This is a genomic window from Bifidobacterium sp. N5G01 (assembly GCF_002742425.1).
Classification (GTDB): domain Bacteria; phylum Actinomycetota; class Actinomycetes; order Actinomycetales; family Bifidobacteriaceae; genus Bifidobacterium; species Bifidobacterium hominis.
Genome location: NZ_NJNP01000001.1, coordinates 280,267 through 303,965 on the forward strand (window position 1 = coordinate 280,267; position 23,699 = coordinate 303,965).

General features: G+C 57.1%; 19 protein-coding genes. 2 read left to right on the forward strand and 17 right to left on the reverse strand.

Going from position 1 to position 23,699, the window contains the following annotated elements:
* Window positions 1-78: 78 nt before the first annotated feature.
* The 5 genes from pafA to arc all read right to left on the reverse strand — a co-directional run bounded on the left by pafA (window position 79) and on the right by arc (window position 5,956).
* Window positions 79-1,545 carry a Pup--protein ligase gene (pafA, locus tag CE168_RS01200; protein ID WP_099570791.1) on the reverse strand — a complete coding sequence of 489 codons (1,467 nt, stop codon included), beginning with the start codon at window positions 1,543-1,545 and terminating at the stop codon, window positions 79-81.
* On the reverse strand, window positions 1,545-1,736 hold the full coding sequence (locus tag CE168_RS01205; protein ID WP_099570792.1) for a ubiquitin-like protein Pup: 192 nt from the start codon (window positions 1,734-1,736) through the stop codon (window positions 1,545-1,547). The genes pafA and CE168_RS01205 overlap by 1 nt, the downstream gene beginning before the upstream one ends.
* 85 nt (window positions 1,737-1,821) lie before the next feature.
* Window positions 1,822-2,652, reverse strand: coding sequence for an inositol monophosphatase family protein (locus tag CE168_RS01210; RefSeq protein ID WP_099570793.1), 831 nt, complete (start codon window positions 2,650-2,652; stop codon window positions 1,822-1,824).
* 132 nt (window positions 2,653-2,784) lie between these two features.
* Complete coding sequence (dop, locus tag CE168_RS01215) at window positions 2,785-4,368, reverse strand: depupylase/deamidase Dop (RefSeq protein WP_180753648.1); 1,584 nt, start codon at window positions 4,366-4,368, stop codon at window positions 2,785-2,787.
* 43 nt (window positions 4,369-4,411) lie between these two features.
* Window positions 4,412-5,956: a proteasome ATPase gene (arc, locus tag CE168_RS01220; protein WP_099570795.1), complete on the reverse strand. Its 1,545-nt coding sequence runs from the start codon at window positions 5,954-5,956 to the stop codon at window positions 4,412-4,414.
* A gap of 119 nt (window positions 5,957-6,075) precedes the next feature.
* On the opposite strand from arc, the gene serB reads away from it, so the two are divergent.
* On the forward strand, window positions 6,076-6,750 hold the full coding sequence (serB, locus tag CE168_RS01225) for a phosphoserine phosphatase SerB (RefSeq protein ID WP_099570796.1): 675 nt from the start codon (window positions 6,076-6,078) through the stop codon (window positions 6,748-6,750).
* Window positions 6,751-6,874: 124 nt separating this feature from the next.
* Here the strand turns inward: serB and fmt are convergent, their stop codons facing one another.
* From fmt to rpoZ, 5 genes are all read right to left on the reverse strand, one after another.
* Window positions 6,875-7,837, reverse strand: coding sequence for a methionyl-tRNA formyltransferase (gene fmt / locus CE168_RS01230; RefSeq protein WP_099570797.1), 963 nt, complete (start codon window positions 7,835-7,837; stop codon window positions 6,875-6,877).
* A gap of 116 nt (window positions 7,838-7,953) precedes the next feature.
* Window positions 7,954-8,664, reverse strand: a complete 711-nt coding sequence (locus CE168_RS01235; protein ID WP_099570798.1) for an HAD family hydrolase — start codon at window positions 8,662-8,664, stop codon at window positions 7,954-7,956.
* Between the two features lie 76 nt (window positions 8,665-8,740).
* Window positions 8,741-10,972 (reverse strand): primosomal protein N', encoded by a 2,232-nt coding sequence (locus CE168_RS01240; protein WP_099570799.1) that lies wholly within the window; start codon window positions 10,970-10,972, stop codon window positions 8,741-8,743.
* Window positions 10,973-10,986: 14 nt separating this feature from the next.
* Window positions 10,987-12,201 (reverse strand): methionine adenosyltransferase, encoded by a 1,215-nt coding sequence (gene metK / locus CE168_RS01245; RefSeq protein ID WP_099570800.1) that lies wholly within the window; start codon window positions 12,199-12,201, stop codon window positions 10,987-10,989.
* 176 nt (window positions 12,202-12,377) lie between these two features.
* Window positions 12,378-12,662, reverse strand: coding sequence for a DNA-directed RNA polymerase subunit omega (gene rpoZ, locus CE168_RS01250; protein WP_003836480.1), 285 nt, complete (start codon window positions 12,660-12,662; stop codon window positions 12,378-12,380).
* Between the two features lie 213 nt (window positions 12,663-12,875).
* On the opposite strand from rpoZ, the gene ilvD reads away from it, so the two are divergent.
* The gene (ilvD, locus tag CE168_RS01255; RefSeq protein ID WP_099570801.1) at window positions 12,876-14,735 is read left to right on the forward strand and encodes a dihydroxy-acid dehydratase; all 1,860 of its coding nucleotides are present in this window, start codon (window positions 12,876-12,878) and stop codon (window positions 14,733-14,735) included.
* A 133-nt stretch (window positions 14,736-14,868) separates the two neighbouring features.
* Here ilvD and gmk read toward each other — a convergent pair whose 3' ends face one another.
* The 7 genes from gmk to tuf form a co-directional block, all read right to left on the reverse strand.
* Window positions 14,869-15,456, reverse strand: a complete 588-nt coding sequence (gene gmk, locus CE168_RS01260) for a guanylate kinase (RefSeq protein WP_099570802.1) — start codon at window positions 15,454-15,456, stop codon at window positions 14,869-14,871.
* Between the two features lie 74 nt (window positions 15,457-15,530).
* Complete coding sequence (pyrF, locus tag CE168_RS01265; RefSeq protein WP_099570803.1) at window positions 15,531-16,475, reverse strand: orotidine-5'-phosphate decarboxylase; 945 nt, start codon at window positions 16,473-16,475, stop codon at window positions 15,531-15,533.
* The gene (carB, locus tag CE168_RS01270) at window positions 16,475-19,855 is read right to left on the reverse strand and encodes a carbamoyl-phosphate synthase large subunit (RefSeq protein ID WP_099570804.1); all 3,381 of its coding nucleotides are present in this window, start codon (window positions 19,853-19,855) and stop codon (window positions 16,475-16,477) included. The genes pyrF and carB overlap by 1 nt, the downstream gene beginning before the upstream one ends.
* Window positions 19,848-21,038 (reverse strand): glutamine-hydrolyzing carbamoyl-phosphate synthase small subunit, encoded by a 1,191-nt coding sequence (gene carA, locus CE168_RS01275; protein WP_374110559.1) that lies wholly within the window; start codon window positions 21,036-21,038, stop codon window positions 19,848-19,850. The genes carB and carA overlap by 8 nt, the downstream gene beginning before the upstream one ends.
* A gap of 114 nt (window positions 21,039-21,152) precedes the next feature.
* Window positions 21,153-21,596: a transcription antitermination factor NusB gene (gene nusB / locus CE168_RS01280; RefSeq protein WP_099570806.1), complete on the reverse strand. Its 444-nt coding sequence runs from the start codon at window positions 21,594-21,596 to the stop codon at window positions 21,153-21,155.
* Window positions 21,597-21,618: 22 nt separating this feature from the next.
* Window positions 21,619-22,182, reverse strand: a complete 564-nt coding sequence (gene efp / locus CE168_RS01285) for an elongation factor P (RefSeq protein WP_003836469.1) — start codon at window positions 22,180-22,182, stop codon at window positions 21,619-21,621.
* Between the two features lie 180 nt (window positions 22,183-22,362).
* Complete coding sequence (tuf, locus tag CE168_RS01290; protein ID WP_003836467.1) at window positions 22,363-23,562, reverse strand: elongation factor Tu; 1,200 nt, start codon at window positions 23,560-23,562, stop codon at window positions 22,363-22,365.
* Window positions 23,563-23,699: the final 137 nt, after the last annotated feature.

Sequence of the window (23,699 nt, forward strand, 5' to 3'; positions counted from 1 at the left end):
GCGGAACACGAATACGAGAGTGGGGCACGGTCCATAAACCTCGACCGTGCCCCACTCTCGTAGATGCATGCAGACCATCTATGCCAAAGCATCAAGCATGGCCTGGAAATCCTCGTTCCCTTCACATTGAAATGGATCGAGCAAGACCATGTCCATCTTCTGCGGCGTCTGCAACGACAACCTGGTCCAATCGCAGGAATACTGCGCGCCATACGCCTTGGCCGCGCAGACAAACCTGCCACGCAATGCGGCACGTGTATCTGCCGGAGGCGTGGTGCGGGCCTTCTGAGCCTGCCGATCGCCAATCAATGAACACAAAGCCCCACGACGAAGCAACGAGTCATACAACGTGCCGTTGGCCACGTCATGATAATCCAAATCCAGTTGCTCCAATTTACACTGTGCAACCTTCCCACCGGAACGGGTACGCAGCGCTTCGAACAGGCGATGCTTGCACACCCAGTCCACCTTGCCGCTCAAGGCATCCACATTGCCGGAACGGAATGTTTCCAACGCATTGCGCCACAGACGAATCACATCGTGCACATCGGTGCGAGGCAACGACGAAGCCACTTCCGGATGCTCATCCACGAACTGTTCCACAGTCTGCAGATAACGTTCCTGCATGGCTACGGCACCACCCTGCAACGTCGATCCGTCGGCCATGTCGAACGACGCATTCACGCCGCTCAGATCATGGCTGACTGCACGATTGGCAGCGCCGGGATCCGTGAACGCGAAACGTGAGAATCCCGATTCATGCCCTTCACGCCCCGCCTGTTCAATGACACACAACACCAGATGCGTGGTGGCAAGCTTCATCATCGTGGCCCATTGGGAACGATTTGAATCGCCGATGATCACATGTAGTCTCCGGAAAGCGTCGGGATCAGCGTGCGGTTCGTCCCTGGTGTTGACCATTGGACGCGATCTTGTGGTGGCCGACGAAACGGCCTCATCCAGAAAATCGGCGCGCTGCGTGATCTGGAAACCCGATTCCGTCACCCTGCCTGCGCCAGTGAACACCTGACGCGTGATAAGAAACGGCAGCAATTCGTGTTCGATGACTTCCAACGGTACAAAACGTCGTACCAAGTAGTTTTCATGGCATCCGAACGAATGCCCCGCGGAATCCACGTTGTTTTTGAACACATGCACTGTGGCATGCGCCCCGTGAGTGGAACGGAGCCTCTGCTGGGCATCCTGCGCAAGGTCACGCATCACCAGTTCGCCAGCCGCATCCACAGCCAGAGCATCCATGGGATCGCAGGCCTCGGACGTGGCGTATTCGGGATGCGAGCCGACATCAAGATACAGTCGCGAACCGTTTTCAATATACGTATTGGTCGATCGCGCGGAGGCAACGATCGGCTGGAACATCATCATTGCCGTCTGGCTGGCGTCGCATGGCGCATCCGCGCCAGTCACACTGACGCCATATTCGGTTTCAATGCCGAAAATACGAGCGAAAGAATGAACCTCACGCAACGTTCCCGCATCAAGCGGAGACGAGGAATGATTGCCGCTGTCTCGCAGCTGTGGCATCACTCGCCGCCTTTTTGCACGAAACTACCGACGTATTCCTCGGCATTGGACTCGAGCACCGATTCGATATCGTCAAGCACGGCATCCAACGCATCAGTGGTTTCGTCGACTTGCACACCGGCGGATTCGACAATGTCACCCACCTCTTGACCTGCGGATGCGGATTGAGCCTGTTCAAATTCCTGAGGCATGACGTTCCTCCCTGTAACCCCCGGTTGCAAATCTACAAAAAACACTGCGCCACACCTTATATCAGGTGTGGCGCAGCATGCAACGCTATGCCAAATACTGGCTCAGATCGTTGGTGATCAGGCCGTTGGTGGCCACCACATCGTTCTCCTGACGCCAGTGAACGCCTTCGCCGTTCCACTGGGTCAGATGGCCTTGAGCCTCCCAAATCACCATGGCACCGGCGGACACGGCAGGCACGTCCCACTCATGCAAGTGCGGTTCGAAATACGCGTCGTACGTGCCGTCGGCCACCTTGCACAAATCAAGGGACGCCGGGCCGACACGTTTAATATCGGCAGGACGCCCGGCGATCTTCGCCACCACATCGAGCGCGCGCTGCGATTCGGACGATACCGGGGACATGCCGAAACTCACCACCGAACCATCGAGGGATGAGGCGGTTGAAGGAATGATTTTCTCGCGTTTGTCTCCCAGCGGGGTCCTGCGAATACGGATCGCGCCGGATCCACGCACCGCAAGATACGTCAATCCCAACGCCGGAGCGTGCACGACCGAAAGAATCGGCTGTGCGGAGCACCGGTCGTTGAATTCGAATAATGTCACGGTGATGGTCCATTCCGGCATGTTGCGTGCGAAATTGATCACGCCGTCGATGCCGCCCACGCACCAGTATCGTTGGCCGGGATAACACTGCTCCGGCCTCAGCTGCCAGAAGCCATCGAACACGTCGACATAGGTCAGACGGTTGCTGATGAACTGCTGTAGGCGCTCGTCGGTGTTTGAAGTGAAGTGGAAGCAGTCTTCGGACGCTTCCAGTTTTCTCATGTCGCGCGGATTCGTCTGGTCGCTCAACGCATGCTTGCCTGCGTCCTGCAGGATGCGTGCGACTTCGAGGGCGATTTGCCTCAGTTCCATAGATATGCCTTTTCGTTTCCTCTGTACAGTCCCGGCACGTCCTCTCCTCAAAATACCGGGATGATGTTACCTGTTGTCAATGGTCGTTCTTCGCGACCAATTGATGGCAATGTTACCCGCACAGATAGCATTTCACCGTAACATTTCCAAAATCGATGCCGCATCTTGGACACGTTCACAATAGCCAGAACATTGAGATTTGCTATATTTCAGAGGGTCTGACATATCCAATGAGACCATCGGATTCTCCACGGTATTATCACCAATCGTTCGATGACGCACGGTGAGATGAGACCATGACGCAGCCACGACCTGCTCGGGGAAGCGACGAATAATCTCAGCACGCAACCACGCACGAGTAGCCGATGGCGCTTCAACCGAAGCCTGTTCCAACTGCTCGTCCGTGACCAGACGTTCCGTTTGGTCACGCAACCGATCGAAAATCGAATCGACGGGATCGATCGCAGCCCATTTCAAATCAACGGCCGCGATGCGCGCATCATCCCAGCCAGAGCCGATCTTACGCCGCAGCTTCTCCAACAACTGCCATTTCAACAGCCATTCGACACGGGAAGCTTCCCCACGCATCGCAAGTCGCATATCATCGTCGGCATGGCGAATGGCCGCCACATCGGCGAGCGCCTGCCCCCACATCACCATGATGTTGCGGGTGGAGCGGTCCGGCCACGCCGGTTCGCCAGACGCATCGGTCCCATACACCACGGCCGAGGCGGCATACACCAGGGAACGCAATGTGACTTCGATCTGCCATGCCGTGGTTTCGCCGCCGTATTCCAGCGGCAACGCGGCACCCAATGTAAGATCGTGCGACACCTCATGCATGGCGTGCACCGGATCGGCAAGAGTGACCGGCTTCAAGGCCTCATCCATGTTCAATCCCGCCTCTTCGGCATGTTCAAGCAGCCAAAGCAGCATGCTGGTGGTGCCAAGCTTCAGCGCTTGCGGCACATCCATACGGTTTGCGTCGCCGACAATCACATGCAGTCTGCGATATTCGTCGGTGCTATGCGATTCGTCCCGCGTGTTGATGATCGGCCTGTCGAACGTGGTCTGCAAACCGACTTTCATATGGAAGTAGTCGGCACGTTGGCTGAGCTGGTAGCCTGTGGTTTCGCTCCGCTCGCCAATGCCGACGCGACCTGATCCCGTGAAGATCTGCCTCGCCACAAAATGGGCCGTCATGAGTTTCGCAACCTGGTTGAATGGCACCGAACGCAGCATCATGTAGTTTTCGTGAGTGCCCCAGCTTGCGCCTTTGCCGTCGACGTTATTGCGATGCAGCACGATTGCGGTGCCGGTCTGTTCGCTGGCTTTGCGTGCGCAGACGCGCATGATGCAGTCTCCGGCATGGTCATAGAGCACGGCATCAAAAGGATCATTGGTTTCGGGAGACGAGTATTCCGGATGCGCATGATCCACATACACACGTCCGCCATTGGCTGCGATCACGTTGGTGATGTTGAGTTGCGGCGCGTCGGTAAGCAGGTCGGGATGTGCCGCGGCGCGTTCCAGTCTGGTGCCTCGCGCGTCGTTGATGGGGTCTTCCTGCCGATAATCCCAGCGGATATGCTTAGTTCGTTCGTTCGCCGCGGCCCCAACCACGTCAAACGACAATTGCACGGGATTGTAATGCCCAAGTTTCGGCGCCGAGACCGCATATTCGGTTTCCGTGCCCATAATTCGACGAACGCTCATCGATATGACTTCCTTTCGTCTGTTTTCACATTGTTCGACGGCATTACGCCACCTGGCGGATGCTGGTCACATGCCCGGCATCCAAACCGTTGATGCGGCTCCACTGCTCCGGATCGGCATCCAGCACCGCATCTTGGGTTTCCATGAATTCCTCGTCGACTGCTTTGGCCAGCAAGTCGACACCGATCGCCGCGGGCTGGCCATCCTCAATGGAGATCTTCACGGCGCGGGTTTTGGCACGATCCACAATGTTCTTCAACACCGCTCCAGACACCACATCTGCCAGATATACCGGATGCCATTGGCCATGCTCATCACGCACATCGCACAGATGCCGATGTTCGTCGTTGGCATAAATGTCGTTGACCAGCACGCCAATCAGGGCCTTCGCATCCAGTCCCGGCGCCAGCGGCAGGTCATCGGTCAGATAATGGCGGATGATCTGCGCCGCCTGTGCCAATTTCGGACGTTCCACACGAATCTTCACGTCCAAACGTCCAGGGCGAAGCACGGCTGGATCAATCATGTCGATACGGTTCGATGCGCCAATCACCATAACATTGTCAAGCGTTTCCACACCGTCAAGTTCGGCCAAAAATTGCGGAACAATGGTTGTTTCCACGTCCGATGACACTCCAGATCCACGCGTGCGCAGCAACGAATCCATCTCATCGATGAACACAATCACCGGCTTGCCTTCCGCGGCACGTTCGCGCGCACGCTTGAAAATCATGCGGATCAACCGTTCCGACTCGCCCACGAACTTATTGAGCAGTTCCGGCCCCTTCACCGACAGAAACACACCCCTGCCGCCGGCCGCGCCTTCGGCAAGCGCATTGGCTACGGCCTTGGCGATCAAGGTTTTGCCATTGCCCGGAGGCCCATACAGCAGCACACCTTTCGGTGGCTTCAAATCATACCGTTCAAACAGTTCACGATGCAGGAACGGCATTTGCACGGCATCGCGAATGCGTTCGATCTGCTCGTCCAAACCGCCAATGTCGGCAAACGTGACATCCGGCACTTCCTCAAGCACCAGATCAGCGTCATTCTGCGCGGGAACCAGCGCAAACGCGAATCGCATGGACGAATCGACCGTAACACGATCGGCCACATTGATCACAGCCTTCGCCAACGTGCCCGAACGGCGGACCAATGCAACATTACCGCCATTGTCGGCTACCAGTAATCGTCCATCATCAATAACCTGCTTCACCGTACGCACTGCACCCAACGTGTCGGTGTCAGCCTGCGAAACCACCACCATGTTTTCGTTGAGCAGCACGGTACGTCCCGCCTCAAGCCTGGACGCCTGCACATTCGCCGCAACCGGCACAATCATGCGTCGCGTACCGGAAATCACTTCGGCGCTGGCACGCTGTACACCCTGTTCGTCCGTTCGAGCGGAATACACGCGCACCATGGTGGCAAAGGTCATGGGAGGACCGGCCAACTGGTTCAGTTGCGCTTTGGCTTTGGTGAGCTCCTGAGTGGCGCGGTTCAATGCCTTGGCCAGCGCATGGTTCTTGGCCATCAACTGATCGTTTGCCTCGCCCAATGATGCCAACGTATCGTCACGCCGATCCATGCAGACCCCACTTCCAACACGCGGGAACACTCCGACAAACCCAAACCGGAATGCAACCGTCTCATACATTCACCCATTAAGAATACTCATTGTCCGCATGATTTCCGACAATCAAAACCATGCTTGAACAAGAATCGCCGAACATCGCACCCACGCCCACCCTTTCTCAGCCGGGTCTGCTGGTCATGGATGTGGATTCCACACTGATTGACGAGGAAGTCATCGACGAGTTGGGCGCCGCTGCTGGAATTGGCGAACAGATTGCGTCGATTACCGCACGCGCGATGAATGGCGAACTTGATTTTCGTGAGGCATTGCAGGCTCGCGTCGCATTGCTGAGGGATTTGCCGACTTCGGTATTCGATGATGTATATCGTCGTGTGCATTTTACCCACGGTGCGCTCGATTTGATTGATGCCTTGCATGCGCATGGTTGGAAGGTCGGCGTGGTTTCCGGCGGTTTTCATGAAGTCGTGGATCGTCTTGCCACCGACGCACATCTTGATTTTTGGATTGCGAATCGTTTGGAAGCCGCGGATGGCCGTCTGACCGGCCGTGTGCTTGGCGATATTGTTACGAAAGATGTGAAGTTGCAGTCGCTGTATGATTGGGCTTCACACATGGGCATCAGTATGGACCAGACTGTTGCGGTTGGTGATGGGGCCAATGATCTGCCGATGATTCATGCCGCCGGGCTCGGTGTGGCGTTCTGCGCCAAGCCTGCGGTTCAGGCGGACGCTCCACATCGTGTGAACGAACGCGATTTGACGCGGATTCTTGATTTTCTTCGTTGATTTGCCAAGCTTCAACTCTTCTGATGATTCGAACCGCAGTATCACAAGCTTGATATATCAAAAGTTGCCGTGTGAAATCATGAGATTCACACGGCAACTTTATACGGCCTACCTGTTGCCGACTCTACTTGCAGTAGGCGCCGTCGAGATGAGCGCCTCTCGCCCAGTCGGCGGCACGCATGGCCTTTTTGCCTTGGGCTTTGACCTCAAGCAATTCCAGAGGATCTGAGGAAGTGCCCACCCATACGTTCTTCTTTCCGGCCACGATCCGCCCCGGCTCAAGCGAAGAGGGCGTGTTGGGATTGCCCATATCGGCGCTCTGCGCTCGAAGCACGTGCAGTATGGTCGGTTCGGCTTCAGCGTTGGCATGCAGTTCGCACCATGCGCCCGGATTGGGTGTGCAGGCCCGAATCTGACGATCCACCGCGAACACGGGAATGTCGAAACGAATATGCGCGTCTTCAACGGTGATCTTCTGAGCCACCTCATATGCGCCGGCAGACTGCTCCACCGGAGCGATCTGATCGTCGGCCATGGCCTGCAACGATGCGGCAAGCAGGTGCGATCCATCTTCGGCAAGACGGTTCAGAAGCTCGCCGGCAGTTTCGTGCGCTCCAATTTCCACGGTGGATTGCGCCAGAATCGGACCGGCATCCATGGCGCGCACAATACGGAACACCGTGGCACCAGTCACCTTTTCGCCGGCCCAAATGGAACGCTGCACAGGAGCCGCGCCACGCCACTGCGGAAGCAGCGAAAAATGCAGGTTATACCAGCCCATCGGCAACGCGTCGAGCACATCCTGCTTCAGGATTTTGCCGTACGCCACCACTGCGGCAGCCTGAGCTCCGGTGGCCGACAGTTCGGAAATGAAGGTTTCCTCGCTCGGATCGGATTCGATCACCGGCAGGCCAAGTTCAAGAGCGGCCTGCTTCACGGGATTCGGCACCAACTTGCGTCCACGACCGGTAGGCGCATCCGGTCGGGTGAGCACGGCGACCACTTCAAAATGCTCGGTGTCTTCAGCCAGCATCTTCAACGACGGCACAGCAACATCCGGAGTACCGGCAAACAGCACTTTCAGCATAGAAAGTCCTCCTTATCAAATCCTCATTCACATCGTTATCATCGTGGAATCATTCCGTCATATCAACAGCACACATATCAGCAGCGTGTGCAACAGGGGAACGCGACGCACCAACACTATGCCTGGCGCACTGCAGGAATCTTCACACCTGCATCGATGAGCAACGCACGCAATGCACGCGAATCCTTGAATCGAACGCCGCGAATGCCAGCATTGTTCGCACCTACGATATTCATGGCCTTATCATCCACGAATACCGCGCCGGAAGCGTCAATGCCGAACTGCTGCAACGCGAACTCGTAAATATCCTTGTTGGGCTTGCGCAGGGAAATGTACCCCGAAACCACACGATCGTTAAGACTGCGCAGAATATCGAAATTCTCAAGCGCGATCGGGAACAGGTCCTTCTGCCAGTTGCTCAATCCCCATACGCGCACGCCGGCAGCTTTCAAATCATTGATGAGCACGCGAGCGCCCGGCACCACGCCGGTCAGCGAGTCAACGAAATTGTCGAGATAGTACTGCAGCATGTCGGCCCACTTGTCTCCGTGACGTTCACGCATCAAGGCGACACCATCATCGTTCGACATGCCACAATCCAACTCGTCATTGATGTCATAAAAGCCGGAAATATCGTTGTCAAGGAACTGCTCAACAAGCTCGTCGCTATACCGTGGCGCCATCACGGCAACCGGATCCCAGTAGATGAGCACATTGCCGAAATCGAAAATCACATCGGTGATCGGTTTGCCCGCATTCGCCGCGGCTTCGCCGTCTGCCATGAGCACGTCGTACTCCATGTCAGGCTCTCCTGGCCAGCCCTTCATATGATCCTCCATTCATGCCATACGGCCTTATGCCGAACTTCAACCCATCTAGTTTTTCACGGCGAGAGGACGTGCGTCAGATTCGCTCCTTCGGATCAAGCTGGAAACGCAGCTCACCGGGCTCACGAGCGGCCACATGGCGGGCACTGGCGGAGCGCAAACGCAACGCCAATTCGCCACGTCGGCTTTGCGGCACACGTACCACGGCCTTGACACGATCCGCAGTACCTTCCAACTCACGTGAATCAATGGTTCGCGGCTGCGGAATGGGCACCGGCCCCAATACGGACGGCAGTACGCCTTCGGCGGTTTCGATGGTAGACATATCTCCCCCGCCCAATGCACCAATCCGCTCCAACGTGGCTTTCACCGCGTCACGGCGGCCCCACACGCAGGCAGCGGCGAACACTGGGGGCAATGCCGTCTGCTCACGTTCCTGTAGTTCGGTTTGCGCCAACAACGTTGAATTCCAAAGCATCAACGATTGGGCAAGCGTGGGATCGGTTTCTCCGATCAGCAGTGCCTGACCTCCCCTGATTCGCGGCGCGCATAGCGAAACCGCACGCATCCACGACGTTAACGTGTCTACGCCCGCGTCGATACCGAACGCGTACAGGCTGGTCCATGCGTCAAGAATGGCCACAGCACGGTATTCACACTCCGAAGGATTCCGCCCACGCACACGGGGTTCGGCACCGGGAGTGGCGATGACCAGCTGCGGCGTAAATCCAATATCGGGAACAATGCCACGCGGCTGGCTCGGCGTTGAAAGCACAATAGGAACGCCACGAAACAGCCGGCTCAGTTCCTGTGCAGTTCCCGCGGCCCCGACACGAACCACTCGCATGCGCTCGCCCTGGCATGCCGGGCAAGCCCATTGCACTGTGGCGGAGCCACACCAGCGGCATCGCACGGACCCGTCCAACAATCGTTCCAAAGGCCCGGTGCAATACGAACATCTCGCCTGTCGGTGACATTTCGCACAGCTCAATGCCTCGCTGATGCCGTCTTGCGGAATACTCAACAACACCGGGCCGCTTTCCAACGCCTTCGACAACACTCGCACCGCGGTGTGCGGCACACGCGCGCCAATGGTTGCATCCGCAAGTCTCGCCAGTTCATCGCGGTTGAGCCAACGAATCCACGGACTTGCCTCCTTGGTCACCGCAGGAAACGCATGAATAGGCGTGCTGAAACCGCTGACCTGAGTGGCTCTGACGTGCGCCGCATCGGTCTCCCACTGGCTTTGCACACTGCGCGCATTGGCCATCGCAACGAACACACCGTTATGCGATTTCGCGCGCAACCGCAGCACTCCACGAGCGTTGGCGTATGGCATCATGCCATCGGCATCCTGATAGCACACGTCGTCGAGTATGAAGAACAACGCATTGCCGTCCACCGGAGCATACATCGCCGCACGCGTGCCGATCACGCACCGAACCTGCCCCTCGCAGATGGCCAGATAGGCACGATACCGTTCCGCCGGCGCCATCTGCGCATTCAGAATGGCGAAATCGCCGTCATACGCTCCATTGGAGGATTGCATCGGTGCGAAAAGGCGCAAACCAATAGCCTGCAGGGTCTCAGCCATATCCTCAATCTCACGCATGGTCGGCAGCACCAGCACTGCCGGTTTACCCTGCAACAGCGCCGAAACCACCATCCATGCCGCACACTGCCGCCAATGATCGGCACCTGGAAGCGGATCGAACACGAACGATTGAAAACGTTGCGATTCCAATGCTTCATGAAGCAGATTGATATTGCCGTATTGCCGTTGCAGTTGTTCGTATGATTCCCGTTCGGCCTTGGCGAGCGACTCCCTGCGCCTGTTTTTTTCGATATTCGTCCGATTGCCGAGGCGCTGCTCCTGTTCGACTCGCGCCACGCGCGCAGGCACCGACAAACGTAGGATGTTGGCTCGTGTTCCACCGAACGCATCCGCGATAAGCGTAGCGTCATTCCGCATGGACGCAGGCACCAGCACACGATCGGAGACCACTCGTTCAATGAATCTCAACGACGATTCCGGGGTTTCGCTGGTGTCAGTTCTGTTCCATACAATGCCGTTAACCCGTTGCCCTCCGAAACGCACGCGCACCATTACGCCAGGTTGTGCATCTTCGGAATATTTCTCCTCGACGTAATAGTCGAAGGTTTGCCCCAAATGGGTGGCTTGAATGTCCAGCACCACCTGGGCGATGGGATGCTCGGCAGCCGGCGTTTTGGGCGCAGGCGCACGTTTGCGCCGTTTGCGCGGGGCAAGCCCGTCAAGCGCCAGCTGTTCGGCATCCTCAGTACTCATGATTCAAGGGTAACTCAGCCCTTGATGGCGGCTTTCAGCTCGTCGACCTTATCGGTGGCTTCCCAGGTGAAATCAGCGTCGTTGCGTCCGAAATGACCGTAAGCAGCGGTCTTGGAATAGATCGGACGCTTCAGGTCGAGCTCGTCGATAATGGCGGCCGGTCGAAGGTCAAACACCTTGCGCACAGCCTGCTGAATCTGCTCGCGGGTCACACCAATTTCAGTGCCATACGTGTCCACATTGATGGACACCGGGTCGGCCACGCCAATGGCATACGCCACCTGCACTTCAACCTTATGCGCGAGGCCAGCGGCCACAATGTTCTTGGCCACCCAACGTGCCGCATAGGCCGCGGAACGATCCACCTTGCTTGGATCCTTGCCGGAGAACGCGCCGCCGCCATGATGCGCCGCACCACCATACGTGTCGACGATGATCTTGCGACCGGTCAAACCGGCATCCGCGGCAGGACCGCCAAGCACAAACGAACCGGTCGGATTAACGAGCACGCGATATTCATCATGCGCCACACGATCGGCAAGCACATCGTCGAGCACCGGACGAATCACATGCTCCGTCAGCTGCTCCTTAAGCCATGCCTGATCGATTTGAGGATCATGCTGAGTGGAAACCAACACCGTGTCGAGACGAACGGGAGTATCGTTCTCATCGTATTCGATGGTCACCTGGGTCTTGCCATCCGGACGCAGATGAGGAACTTCGCCATTTTTGCGCACTTGCGTAAGACGATATGCCAAACGATGCGCCAAGTAAATCGGCAATGGCATCAACGCATCGGTCTCATCGCATGCATAGCCGAACATCACACCCTGATCGCCGGCACCTTGTGCTTCGTAACGCTGCTCGCGAGATGCCTGCGATTCCGCCTCACCACTCAAACGAGCCACACCCTGATTGATTTCGGAGCTCTGCTCGGTCAACGACACGGTCACACCGCAAGAATCAGCATCAAGACCGACACGGGAACTGGTATAGCCGATATTACGCACCACAGAACGCACAATGTTCTGAATGTCAGAATACCCATCACTCGTCACCTCTCCGAACACGAAGAACTGACCGACAGTGGCGCACGTCTCCACAGCGACATGAGACTGCGGATCCTGAGCAAGCATATCATCAAGAATCGCATCGGAAATCTGATCACAGACCTTGTCCGGATGCCCCTCCGTTACCGACTCAGCGGAAATCAACTTCAATTCAGCCATCTGGCTGCTCCTTTCACGAACGCCCCACACGTTCGTCCCTTCTGATTGCTACGAAAAACGCCCCGTCCTTCGCATACGCAATCAATAGTTTCATTGTGGACTATTCAAAGCGCACCGCTCAGGTATCGGGGCGAATGAAAATTCAAGATTTAGCTCTTGTTTCAAGAGCCGTCTCGTCAGTTGCCTTCGGTCAGATCGTCTTCGCCGAGGGTCTCCTCAAGCAGACCGTCGTTGATTTCACGGAAGGCGATGGATAGCGGCTTCTCCTGATTCTGATACTCCACCAGCGGACCGACGTTCTGCAGCAGGCCCTCGTTAAGCTGGGTGAAATAGGAATTGATCTGACGGGCGCGCTTGGCTGCAAAAATAGCCAGTGCGTACTTGGAGTCAGCATGCTCCATCAAATCATCGATCGGCGGTTCCGCAAGACCGGTCGGGGTTGGCTGAGTGCCGAATGCCATATTGATTATCTCCCAATCATCAGATAAGCCAAAAGCTTCTTTTTCAAAGTCTCAAGTATAGGGCCGCCACTGGACCTGATTCAAGCCCTTTCTCTCATGTTTTCGGCAAACGCAAGCATCTTCGTCAACGCTCGCGAATGTAACGCTTCTGGAAATTCCACATAGTGACTCTTGACAAAACGCGTGTCCCACTTAACTACCACAATAGAGAACATGGAAATGCGATCTGCAAAACTGATGAATGGACGAGTATTCGCGGGCGCACGCGCCCTCTACCGTGCCGCTGGCGTGGACGGTAAGGATTTCGGCAAACCGATTATCGCCATTGCCAATTCCTTCGATGAGTTCCTGCCTGGCCACGTGCACCTGAACAAGGTTGGTCGATTGATCTCCGAGGCCATCAAAGAAGCCGGCGGCATCCCGCGTGAGTTCAACACGATGGCCGTTGACGACGGCATCGCCATGGGCCACACCGGCATGCTGTACTCCCTGCCGAGCCGTGACATCATCGCCGACACCGTCGAATACCAGGTCAACGCGCACTGCGCCGACGCCCTGATCTGCATCCCGAACTGCGACAAGGTCGTACCGGGCATGCTGATGGCCGCGCTGCGTCTGAACATCCCGACCGTCTTCGTCTCCGGCGGTCCGATGGAGGCCGGTACGACCGTGCTGCCTGACGGCACAGTGAAGAAGAACACCGATCTGATCGACGTGATGTATGCCTCCGCCGACGACAATCTGGATGAAGAGGATCTGCTCGCCTACGAGAAGACCGTCTGCCCGACCTGTGGTTCCTGCGCCGGCATGTTCACCGCGAATTCGATGAACTGCCTGACCGAGGCCATCGGCCTGGCCCTGCCAGGCAATGGCACCATTCTGGCTTCGCACTCCTACCGCAAGGATTTGTTCAAGCGCGCCGCCGAGCAGATCGTCAAGATCGCCAAGCAGTATTACGACGATGATGACGAGAGCGTGCTCCCGCGTTCCATCGCTACCAAGGAAGCGTTCGAGAACGCCATGACCATGGATGTGGCCATGGGCGGCTCCACCAACACCGTGCTGCACATCCTCGCCATGGCACAGTCCGCCGACGTGGACTTCACGCTTGACGACATCGAGCGCATCTCCCACACCGTGCCGTGCATTTGCAAGGCCTCCCCGTCCGGCGAGTGGGAGATCTCCGACGTGCATCGCGCAGGTGGCATCACCGGCATTCTCGGCGAGCTCGACCGCGCCGGCAAACTGCACCGCGACGTGCATTCCATCGATTACAAGACACTGGAAGACAAGCTCAACGACTGGGACATCATGCGCGATACCTGCACCGAGGAAGCCAAGCAGATGTATCTGGCCGCTCCGGGCCACATTGTCTCCCCGGATCCGTGGACGCACACCACCCTGTTCGATTCCCTCGACCGCGACCGTGTGAACGGCGCGATCCATGACATCGACCATCCGGCTGTCACCGAAGGCGGTCTGGCCGTGCTGCGCGGCAACCTCGCCCCTGACGGCTGCGTGGTGAAGACCGCCGGCGTACCGAAGGAGATTTGGACCTTCCGTGGACCGGCACTGGTCGTCGAATCCCAGGAGCAGGCCATCGAGGTCATCCTCAACGATACTCTGAAGCCCGGCATGGCGCTGGTCATCCGCTACGAGGGCCCGAAGGGCGGACCGGGCATGCAGGAGATGCTGTACCCGACCTCCTTCGTCAAGGGCAAGGGCATCGGCAAGCAGGTCGCCATGCTGACCGATGGCCGCTACTCCGGCGGTTCCTCCGGTCTGGCCATCGGCCATATCGCTCCCGAGGCCGCGAACAAGGGCCCGATTGCCCTGATCAAGAACGGCGACATCATCAATATCGATATCCCGAACCGTACGGTGAATGTCGAGCTGACCGATGAGGAGCTGGCCCAGCGCCGCGCCGAACTCGAAGCTGGCGACGGCTATGTGGCGCACCGCGACCGCAAGGTCTCCCAGGCGCTTAAGGCTTATGCGGCCTTCGCCCGTTCCGCAGATAAGGGCGCCACACGCGATCCGGAGCTGATCGACAAGCTTTCCGGTCTCGCCTGAGTTCCGGTGAATCTCAAATAATACATAATGAGGATTGCGTAGTTTACTTACTGCGCAATCCTCATTTTCTTTTTTTTAAAAAAACATGCGCCCGATATATTCGAACGCATGTTGCAATTTTTAATTATTACGATTACAGATCGAATTCCGTTGCAATAAGATTCCACAGTTCATTTGCAGCATCATCGACAACATTATTGACGATGACTTTGTCAAATTCAGGTTCAGCTGCAAGCTCGATTTTCGCGGTTTCCAAACGTTTCGCCTGCTGTTCCGGGGTTTCAGTACCACGCCCGACAAGACGGCGTTTCAATTCCTCGAACGACGGCGGCGCAATGAACACGGTCATCACATCAAGACCCAACTCCCCCGCACGCTGCTTGACGCTACGGGCACCTTGGATGTCGATTTCCAGAATGACGGGAATATTCTGTTCGAGATGTTCCACGACTGGTTTCACGGGCGTGCCGTAGTGAGCAAGACCGAAGACGTCAGCGGTTTCCAAAAACTCACCGGCATCTTCTTTGGCGAGAAACTCCTGTTCAGTCATGAAGAAGTAATTGACGCCATCCACCTCGCCTGGACGTGGTTTACGGGTCGTTGCAGATACCGATAGCCAGATCTGCGGATGCTGCTCACGTACGCGTCCCAAAACGGTGCCTTTACCAACACCGGCGGGGCCACAAAGTACAATCAAACGGCCATGACGAGAATCAGTCATTACATCCTCATTCTTCATAACAATCAACAGAACATGGAATATGGAATCTCAGCATCGGATTTGAGAACGCGCGATCACTCTTCTTCGTCGTCGTCCAAAACCTCATCATCGATTTCGTTCTGCGCTTCGATAAGCGCCTGACGAATATCGAGCGCCACGGATTCCGTGGCCGCGCTCAGAGAGGCAATATCCGGACCATGTGTGGCGATAAAACGAGATACGGTGACAAGCACATTGCCTTTAGTACCTTTGAATACCGTCTTAAGGTCGCGGGTTTCAGCACCTTGCCATCCGTAGCCCGGAGACAGAATAGGGCCGGTGAACTTGGCTGGGTCGATGCCGGAATCATTGATCCACTGACCGATGGTGGCTCCGATGATCAAGCCAACGGAACCCATACCGTCATTGCCCTTGTTGAATTTCTGCGCGGTGCTGGCGATGCCGTAGGCCACGGTTCTGCCCTTGTATTCGCCCGCCTGACGAATGGCTGTCTGTAGGCTGGCACCCTCTTGATTCGAGGTCAATGATGCGATGAACACGCCTCGACCGTTGTTGAGCGCGTCGTTGATCACGCCACCCAAAGAACGTGCGCCGTAGTACGGCAGCAAGGTGATGGCATCGGCCAGCAGAGGAGCTCCCGGCTTGAAATAGGCGTCGGCGAATGCGGACACTGTGGTCGGCAGACCGCCGTGCAGGCAGTCGACAATGGTGATGATTCCCATCTGACGGGCCGCATACAGTACCCGTTCGAGCGCCGCGATGCCTTTCGAACCGTAGCGCTCGAACATGGAGAACTGGAATTTGACGGCCGCCGCTCTACCATTGGCTGCCTGCAACATACGCATGGAGTAGAGCTCCGCGCCTAAGGCATCCACATTGTAGCCCCAGTCGGTAAGGAGTTGCCGATGCGGGTCGATGCCCACACACAGCGGACCATATTTGGCCATGGAATTGCTCAGACGCAGACCGAAATCCGAACGCTGGGCACTCATCTCTTCACTACTGAGGCTACTTACCATTACTCACGGCTTTCCAACTCGAACAGCTGCTGGGAATGATCCTGAATGCTCATGATCTGATAATCATTATTGCGCACAGCCTCGATGGCCATCAACACGGCGGAGAATTCCGTCATGGTGGTGAACTGAGGCAGATCCGCAGCAATGGCCGCCGAACGGATGGCATAGCCGTCGGAACGGGAGCCACGGGAGTTCGGTGTGTTGAGAATCAGATCGATGGCACCTTCCTCGATCAGCTGTACGACATTCTTGCCGACGCTGCCTTCCGCATGGTAGGTGGTGATTGGATCATCCGGATCGGAATCCATACGAACGCTGATCTTATCAACGATCTTGGAGTCGATGCCATAGCGGCGCAACACGGATGCGGTACCCTCGGTGGCCCAAATGTTGAAGCCAAGCTCCACCAAGCGTGCGGCGAACAACGGTAGCTGACGCTTGTCGGTGTCGTTCACGGAAATGAACACGTTGCCGCTTGTCGGCAAGCCACCGTCATAAGCGGCCAGCTGGCTCTTGGCGAACGCATGCGGGAAGTCACGGTCAAAGCCCATGACCTCGCCGGTGGAACGCATCTCCGGTCCGAGCAACACGTCGACGGTCTTGCCGAGCGGCGTGCGGAAACGCTTGAACGGAAGCACGGATTCCTTAACGGCAACCTGCTGACCGCGGCGAATATCACCACCATCGCCGTGAGGCAACAGCAAGTCGTTGTCACGCTGCTGCTGAATGGTTTCGCCAGCCATGATGCGGGCCGCTGCCTTGGCCAGTGCCACGCCGGTCGCCTTGGAAGCGAACGGTACGGTACGGGAGGCACGCGGATTCGCCTCGATGACGTACAGCGTGTTGGCCATGAAGGCGTACTGCACGTTGATCAGGCCTTGCACGCCACAGCCCTTGGCGATGGCATAGGTGCCCTCGCGCAGACGACGAATCTGATCATCGGAAAGGGTGCTCGGAGGCAAGGTGCATGCGGCATCGCCGGAATGCACACCGGCTTCCTCGACATGCTCCATAATGCCACCGATATACAGCTCCTCGCCGTCGAACAAGGCATCAACGTCGATTTCCACGGCGTCCTGCAGGAACTTGTCGATCAGCAGCGGAGAAGGCAGACGGCCAGAAACCACGGTATCGGCCTGGGCTTCCTTCAATGCGCGGTCCACGTACTTACGCAACTGGGCATCGTCATATACGATTTCCATGCCACGACCACCAAGCACGTAGCTCGGGCGCACCAGCACCGGGTAACCGATGTTGTGTGCCGCTTCACGGGCTTCATCAAGGCTCAGAGCGGTGCCGTAGCGAGGCGCGTTCATCTCGGCCTTCTTCAGCACTTCGCCGAAGAGCTCACGGTTTTCAGCCAAATCGATGGATTCAGGCGTGGTGCCGAGAATCGGCACGCCAGCAGCCTTCAGGCGAGCTGCCAGAGACAACGGAGTCTGGCCACCAAGCTGAACGATAACGCCCTTGACTGGGCCCATCTTCTTTTCGGCCTCGTAGATTTCGAGCACGTCTTCGAAGGTGAGCGGTTCGAAGTACAGGCGATCGGACATGTCGTAATCGGTCGACACGGTTTCCGGGTTGCAGTTGACCATGATGGTGTCATAGTCCTTGCCCAGTTCCTGCACGGCATGCACGCAGGTGTAGTCGAACTCGATGCCCTGACCGATACGGTTCGGACCGGAGCCGAGAATGATCACGGCTTCGCGCTCACGCGGGCGCAGTTCGCTTTCGTCCGCATAGCAGGAGTAGTAGTACGGAGTCACCGCGTCAAACTCGGCGGCACAAGTATCGACCGTCTTGAAGACCGGGCGAAGATCATACGACCAGCGCAGCTCGCGGATCGCGTTTTCACCTTCGTCTCCCAAGCGACGCAGGTGGGCGATCTGCAGATCGGAAAGACCAGCCAGCTTCGCCTTCTTCAACAGCTTGCGGCTAAGCTTCTCCGCTCCCTTGATTTCAAGAGCTGTCTCATTGATGAGTTCGAACTGGCGAATGAACCACGGATCGATCTTGGTGGCGTCAAAGATCTGCTGTTCGGTGGCGCCTCCCCACAGGGCGCGCTGGATTTGCAGATAACGATGTTCGGTCGGCACCTTGATGGCGTCCAGCAGCTCATCGACTTCCTGTGCGGAGGGCTTGTCGCCGTCCCAGTTAAAGCCCATGTGGCGCTTGTCGATGGAGCGCATGGCCTTGCCGAGGGATTCCTGGAAATTGCCTGCCAGAGCCATGGCCTCGCCCACGGACTTCATGGAGGTGGTCAGTGTCGGATCGGCACCCGGGAACTTCTCGAAGGCGAAACGCGGGACCTTGGTGACCACGTAGTCGATAGTCGGCTCGAAGCTGGCCGGAGTGGACTGCGTGATATCGTTCTGGATTTCGTCGAGCGTATAGCCAAGAGCCAGCTTGGTGGCAATCTTCGCGATCGGGAAGCCGGTTGCCTTGGATGCCAGAGCGGAGGAACGGGACACACGCGGGTTCATTTCGATAACGATGATGCGTCCGGTGTTCGGGTTGATGGCGAACTGGATGTTGCAACCGCCAGTATCGACGCCCACGCCGCGAATGATGGCGATGCCGATATCACGAAGCTTCTGATATTCGCGATCAGTCAGAGTGAACACAGGCGCCACGGTAATGGAATCGCCGGTGTGCACACCGACAGGATCCACGTTCTCAATCGGGCAGACGACCACGACGTTGTCTTTCTTGTCGCGCATCAGCTCGAGTTCGTATTCCTTCCAGCCTTCGATGCCTTCTTCGATCAGCACCTCGTCGGTCGGGGAATAATGGATGCCTGCGCCTGCGATGCGGTGCAGTTCCTCTTCGTTGTGCGCAATACCGGAACCAAGACCACCCATGGTGAAGCTCGGTCGCACAACCAGCGGATAGCCGAACTTCTCAGCGATCTTATCGACTTCTTCGAGGGAATGGGCGATGTCGGAACGTGCGGATTCGGCGCCAGCCTCCTCAACGACCTTCTTGAAGAGCTCACGGTCCTCACCACGGTCGATGGCTTCAAGGGAAGCACCGATCAGCTCGACGTTGTACTTCTTGAGCACACCGGCCTCACCCAGTGCCATGGCTGCGTTCAGTGCAGTCTGACCACCTAGGGTCGGCAGCAGGGCGTCAGGACGTTCCTTGGCGATGATTTGCTCGAGGATCGGCGTGGAGATCGGCTCGATGTAGGTGGCATCCGCCATTTCCGGATCGGTCATGATGGTGGCCGGGTTGGAGTTGACGAGAATGACTCGGATGCCTTCATCACGAAGCACGCGGCAGGCCTGAGTGCCCGAGTAATCGAATTCTGCGGCCTGGCCGATCACAATCGGACCGGAGCCGATGACCATCACGGACTTGATGTCTGTGCGCTTAGGCATTGCGGGTTCCCTCCTTGGCGGAACGCATGAGATCCACGAAACGATCGAACAGATATGCGGCATCGTGCGGGCCGGCTGCGGCTTCCGGATGGTACTGCACGGAGAATGCCGGAATATCGACACACTGCAGGCCTTCAACCACGTTGTCATTCAGATCGATGTGGCTGACGAACACCTTGCCGTACTTGCCGTTTTCGAACGGCGCGTCAACGGTTTCACCAATCGGCGCGTCGACGGCGAAACCGTGGTTGTGCGCGGTGATTTCGATTTTGCCGGTGGTCATGTCTTTGACCGGCTGGTTGATGCCACGGTGGCCGAACTTCAGCTTGTACGTACCGAAGCCAAGCGCACGGCCAAGCAGCTGGTTGCCGAAGCAGATGCCGAAGAACGGATGGCCTGCATCAAGCACCTGACGAAGCAGGTCCACTTCAGGGGTGGCCTGTTCCGGATCTCCCGGACCATTGGAGAAGAAGACACCATCAGGATGAAGAGCTTCAAGCTCGTCGAACGTGATGGTGGATGGCACCACATGCACACGGCAACCACGCTCCGCCATGCGATGCGGAGTCATGGCCTTGATGCCCAAATCGACGGCGGCGACGGTGTACAGCGGCTCCTTGCCTTCGAATTCGCCGCAAGGTTCGATGGTGTAGGCCTGCTTGGTGCTGACCTCGTCGTAGAGGCTCATCCCCTTCATCTGCGGAGTGGATTTAACCTCGTCGAGCATAGATTCGATAGTACGCAGCTTGCCATTGTCGTCAAGCAAAGCGTCACCGGAGAAAATCGCAGCACGCATCACACCGGCGGAACGCAGGTGACGCACCAGCTTACGGGTATCGATATGGCTGATGCCAACAATCTTGTTGGCTTCCAGATCGTCATCAAGGCTGCCGGTTGCGCGCCAATTGCTCACGCTCGGGCTAGGATCGCGCACGACGTAGCCGGCAACCCAGATTCGCGAGGATTCCGGGTCCTCCCCATTGATTCCCGTGTCCCCAATATGAGGGAACGTCTGTACCACGATCTGACGATCGTAACTGGGGTCCGTAAGCGTCTCCTGATAACCGGTCATGCCGGTTGCGAAAACGATCTCCCCACTGGTCGTGCCGATCGCGCCGTAAGGCTCACCCACATACACCTGTCCGTCTTCGAGAACGAGAACGGCATCTTGAGGGTCAAACATCACGGCTTCGGAATCATACTGGTTCACCAAAACCCCCTTATAGTCAAGGTATTCGTACCAAGGATAGCGGCCGGTTAGGACTCGCGACCCGGCCGAATCGCTTAACTTTCAGCTTTACTCAGCTGAAGGTTCGGTCGGTTGCCCATCCACTTGAACGGCATCCGCATCAGCGCTGACAGCGCTGAGCAGACCGTGGATGAATGCCGGTGATTCATCATCACACAGCGTCTTGGCAAGGCCAAGCGCCTCGTCGATGGCCACCATATTGGGAACATCATCATTGAACATGATCTCCCACGCCGCGATACGCAGAATATTGCGATCGACAACGCCCATACGCTTGACCTTCCAACCGGTGGAATGCTCGTCAAGCGTGGAATCGATGGCTGCGATATGTTCCGCAACGCCACGAACGATTTCGATGGCGTATTCAGGCAGCGGAGTCTGGGCGCCGGGCTGCTCAATGCGCTCAGCAAGAAGGGACAGGATGTCCTGTCCCTTCTCATCCGCTTCATACAACGTATTCAGAGCCCTCTTACGAGCGGTGGAACGTGCCATGAAACTTCTTTCGTCCTTACTCTCAGTTCTCGCGGCCGAGGTAGGAGCCGTCGGTGGTGTTCACCTTGACCTTCTCGCCTTCGCCGATGAACAGCGGAACCTGAATTTCGGCACCGGTCTCAACAGTGGCCGGCTTGGTGCCAGCGTTGGAGCGGTTGCCCTGCAGACCCGGTTCGGTATGGGTGACGGTCAGGATCACGGAAGCCGGCAGTTCGACGGACAGCGGGGTGCCATCGTGGAAGGACACGACGCAGTCGGTTCCTTCCAGCAGGAACTTGGCCTGGTCGCCGACGAGGGTCTTCGGAATGTAGATCTGATCGTAGGTGGTCATATCCATGAACACGAAATTGTCGCCGTCCTCGTAGGAGTACTGGAGGTTGCGGTTGTCGACGGTTTCGAATTCCATCTTCATGCCGGCATTGAAGGTCTTGTCGACGATCTTGCCCGAGAGCACGTTCTTGATGGTGGTGCGCACGAAAGCGGGGCCCTTGCCCGGCTTGACGTGCTGGAACTTGATGACGGCCCACAGCTGGCCATCGAGGTTCAGGACGGAACCGTTCTTAATGTCATTGGTAGTCTGTGCCAAATTAACTCACCTATTTCTTCGTCTAACAGGGAAAGCTTAAAAAGAGCCTTGCTCATTATGCCACGGTGTGCATACTTTGTCGGTAAGCCTTCCATATATAGGAAAACCTCCCTCGGCAAAAATGCCTTGGGAGGTTTTCCTAAAACGCTAGTTCAAGCGTGTCTTGACATCAAGCAGAAACTACTCGATGATCTTGGTGACACGGCCCGAGCCGACGGTGTGGCCGCCTTCGCGCACTGCGAAGGTCAGGCCCTCTTCCATAGCGATCGGCTGGATCAGCTCAACGCCGAAGGTAGCGTGATCGCCCGGCTGCACCATCTCAACGCCTTCCGGCAGGGTGATAACGCCGGTGACGTCGGTGGTACGGAAGTAGAACTGCGGACGGTAGTTGGAGAAGAACGGCGAGTGACGACCGCCTTCGTCCTTGGTCAGCACGTAGACTTCGCCCTCGAACTTGGTGTGCGGGGTCACGGAGCCCGGAGCAGCCAGAACCTGGCCACGCTCGACCTGGTCACGGTTGATGCCGCGGAGCAGCAGACCGGTGTTGTCGCCAGCCTCGCACTCATCCATCTGCTTGTGGAAGGTCTCGATGGAGGTGACGGTGGTGGTCTGGGTCGGACGGATACCAACGATCTCGACGTTGGAATTGACCGGGAGCTTACCACGCTCGACACGGCCGGTAACCACGGTGCCACGGCCGGAGATGGTGAACACATCTTCGATCGGCATCAGGAACGGCTTGTCCAGATCGTGAGTCGGGGTCGGGATGTACTCGTCGACAGCCTTCATGAGTTCCTTGACGGACTCAACCCACTTCTCGTGATCCGGAGCATCGTCGTGCAGTGCGCCGTAAGCGGAGGTGTGGATGACCGGGCAATCGCGATCGAAGCCGTTTTCGTCGAGGAGGTCACGGACCTCTTCCTCAACGAGCTCGATGAGCTCTTCGTCGTCGACCATATCGCACTTGTTCAGAGCGACGAGGATACGCGGCACGCCCACCTGACGAGCGAGCAGCACGTGCTCGCGGGTCTGAGCCATCGGGCCGTCGGTAGCAGCCACAACGAGGATAGCGCCATCCATCTGGGCAGCGCCGGTGATCATGTTCTTCACGAAGTCGGCGTGGCCCGGGCAGTCGACGTGAGCGTAGTGACGCTCAGCGGTCTGGTACTCGATGTGGGCGATGTTGATGGTGATACCACGCTGCTGCTCTTCCGGAGCGGCGTCGATCTGGTTGAAGTCGTAAGCCGGGTTGATGTCCGGGTACTCTTCGTGCAGGACCTTGGAGATGGCTGCGGTCAGGGTAGTCTTACCGTGATCGACGTGGCCAATGGTACCAATGTTAACGTGCGGCTTAGTACGCTCGTACTTTTCCTTTGCCATGTGTTTTGTCCTCCTGGACGTCTCGTAGTAAGCCTTGAACTCGCTTCAAGGCACTCGCTACATTTTACTGGGTTTGACGGGTTTGTGCCACTTTGGAGCCCGAACCCAGTCAGCGCTACAAAATACTAGCGCTGACT

Bases quoted from the DNA above. Each gene is read 5' to 3' on its own strand.
- pafA (WP_099570791.1), bottom strand. From the start codon at position 1,545: ATGCCACAGCTGCGAGACAGCGGCAATCATTCCTCGTCTCCGCTTGAT.
- CE168_RS01205 (WP_099570792.1), bottom strand. From the start codon at position 1,736: ATGCCTCAGGAATTTGAACAGGCTCAATCCGCATCCGCAGGTCAAGAG.
- CE168_RS01210 (WP_099570793.1), bottom strand. From the start codon at position 2,652: ATGGAACTGAGGCAAATCGCCCTCGAAGTCGCACGCATCCTGCAGGAC.
- dop (WP_180753648.1), bottom strand. From the start codon at position 4,368: ATGAGCGTTCGTCGAATTATGGGCACGGAAACCGAATATGCGGTCTCG.
- arc (WP_099570795.1), bottom strand. From the start codon at position 5,956: ATGGATCGGCGTGACGATACGTTGGCATCATTGGGCGAGGCAAACGAT.
- serB (WP_099570796.1), top strand. From the start codon at position 6,076: ATGCTTGAACAAGAATCGCCGAACATCGCACCCACGCCCACCCTTTCT.
- fmt (WP_099570797.1), bottom strand. From the start codon at position 7,837: ATGCTGAAAGTGCTGTTTGCCGGTACTCCGGATGTTGCTGTGCCGTCG.
- CE168_RS01235 (WP_099570798.1), bottom strand. From the start codon at position 8,664: ATGAAGGGCTGGCCAGGAGAGCCTGACATGGAGTACGACGTGCTCATG.
- CE168_RS01240 (WP_099570799.1), bottom strand. From the start codon at position 10,972: ATGAGTACTGAGGATGCCGAACAGCTGGCGCTTGACGGGCTTGCCCCG.
- metK (WP_099570800.1), bottom strand. From the start codon at position 12,201: ATGGCTGAATTGAAGTTGATTTCCGCTGAGTCGGTAACGGAGGGGCAT.
- rpoZ (WP_003836480.1), bottom strand. From the start codon at position 12,662: ATGGCATTCGGCACTCAGCCAACCCCGACCGGTCTTGCGGAACCGCCG.
- ilvD (WP_099570801.1), top strand. From the start codon at position 12,876: ATGGAAATGCGATCTGCAAAACTGATGAATGGACGAGTATTCGCGGGC.
- gmk (WP_099570802.1), bottom strand. From the start codon at position 15,456: ATGACTGATTCTCGTCATGGCCGTTTGATTGTACTTTGTGGCCCCGCC.
- pyrF (WP_099570803.1), bottom strand. From the start codon at position 16,475: ATGGTAAGTAGCCTCAGTAGTGAAGAGATGAGTGCCCAGCGTTCGGAT.
- carB (WP_099570804.1), bottom strand. From the start codon at position 19,855: ATGCCTAAGCGCACAGACATCAAGTCCGTGATGGTCATCGGCTCCGGT.
- carA (WP_374110559.1), bottom strand. From the start codon at position 21,038: ATGTTTGACCCTCAAGATGCCGTTCTCGTTCTCGAAGACGGACAGGTG.
- nusB (WP_099570806.1), bottom strand. From the start codon at position 21,596: ATGGCACGTTCCACCGCTCGTAAGAGGGCTCTGAATACGTTGTATGAA.
- tuf (WP_003836467.1), bottom strand. From the start codon at position 23,562: ATGGCAAAGGAAAAGTACGAGCGTACTAAGCCGCACGTTAACATTGGT.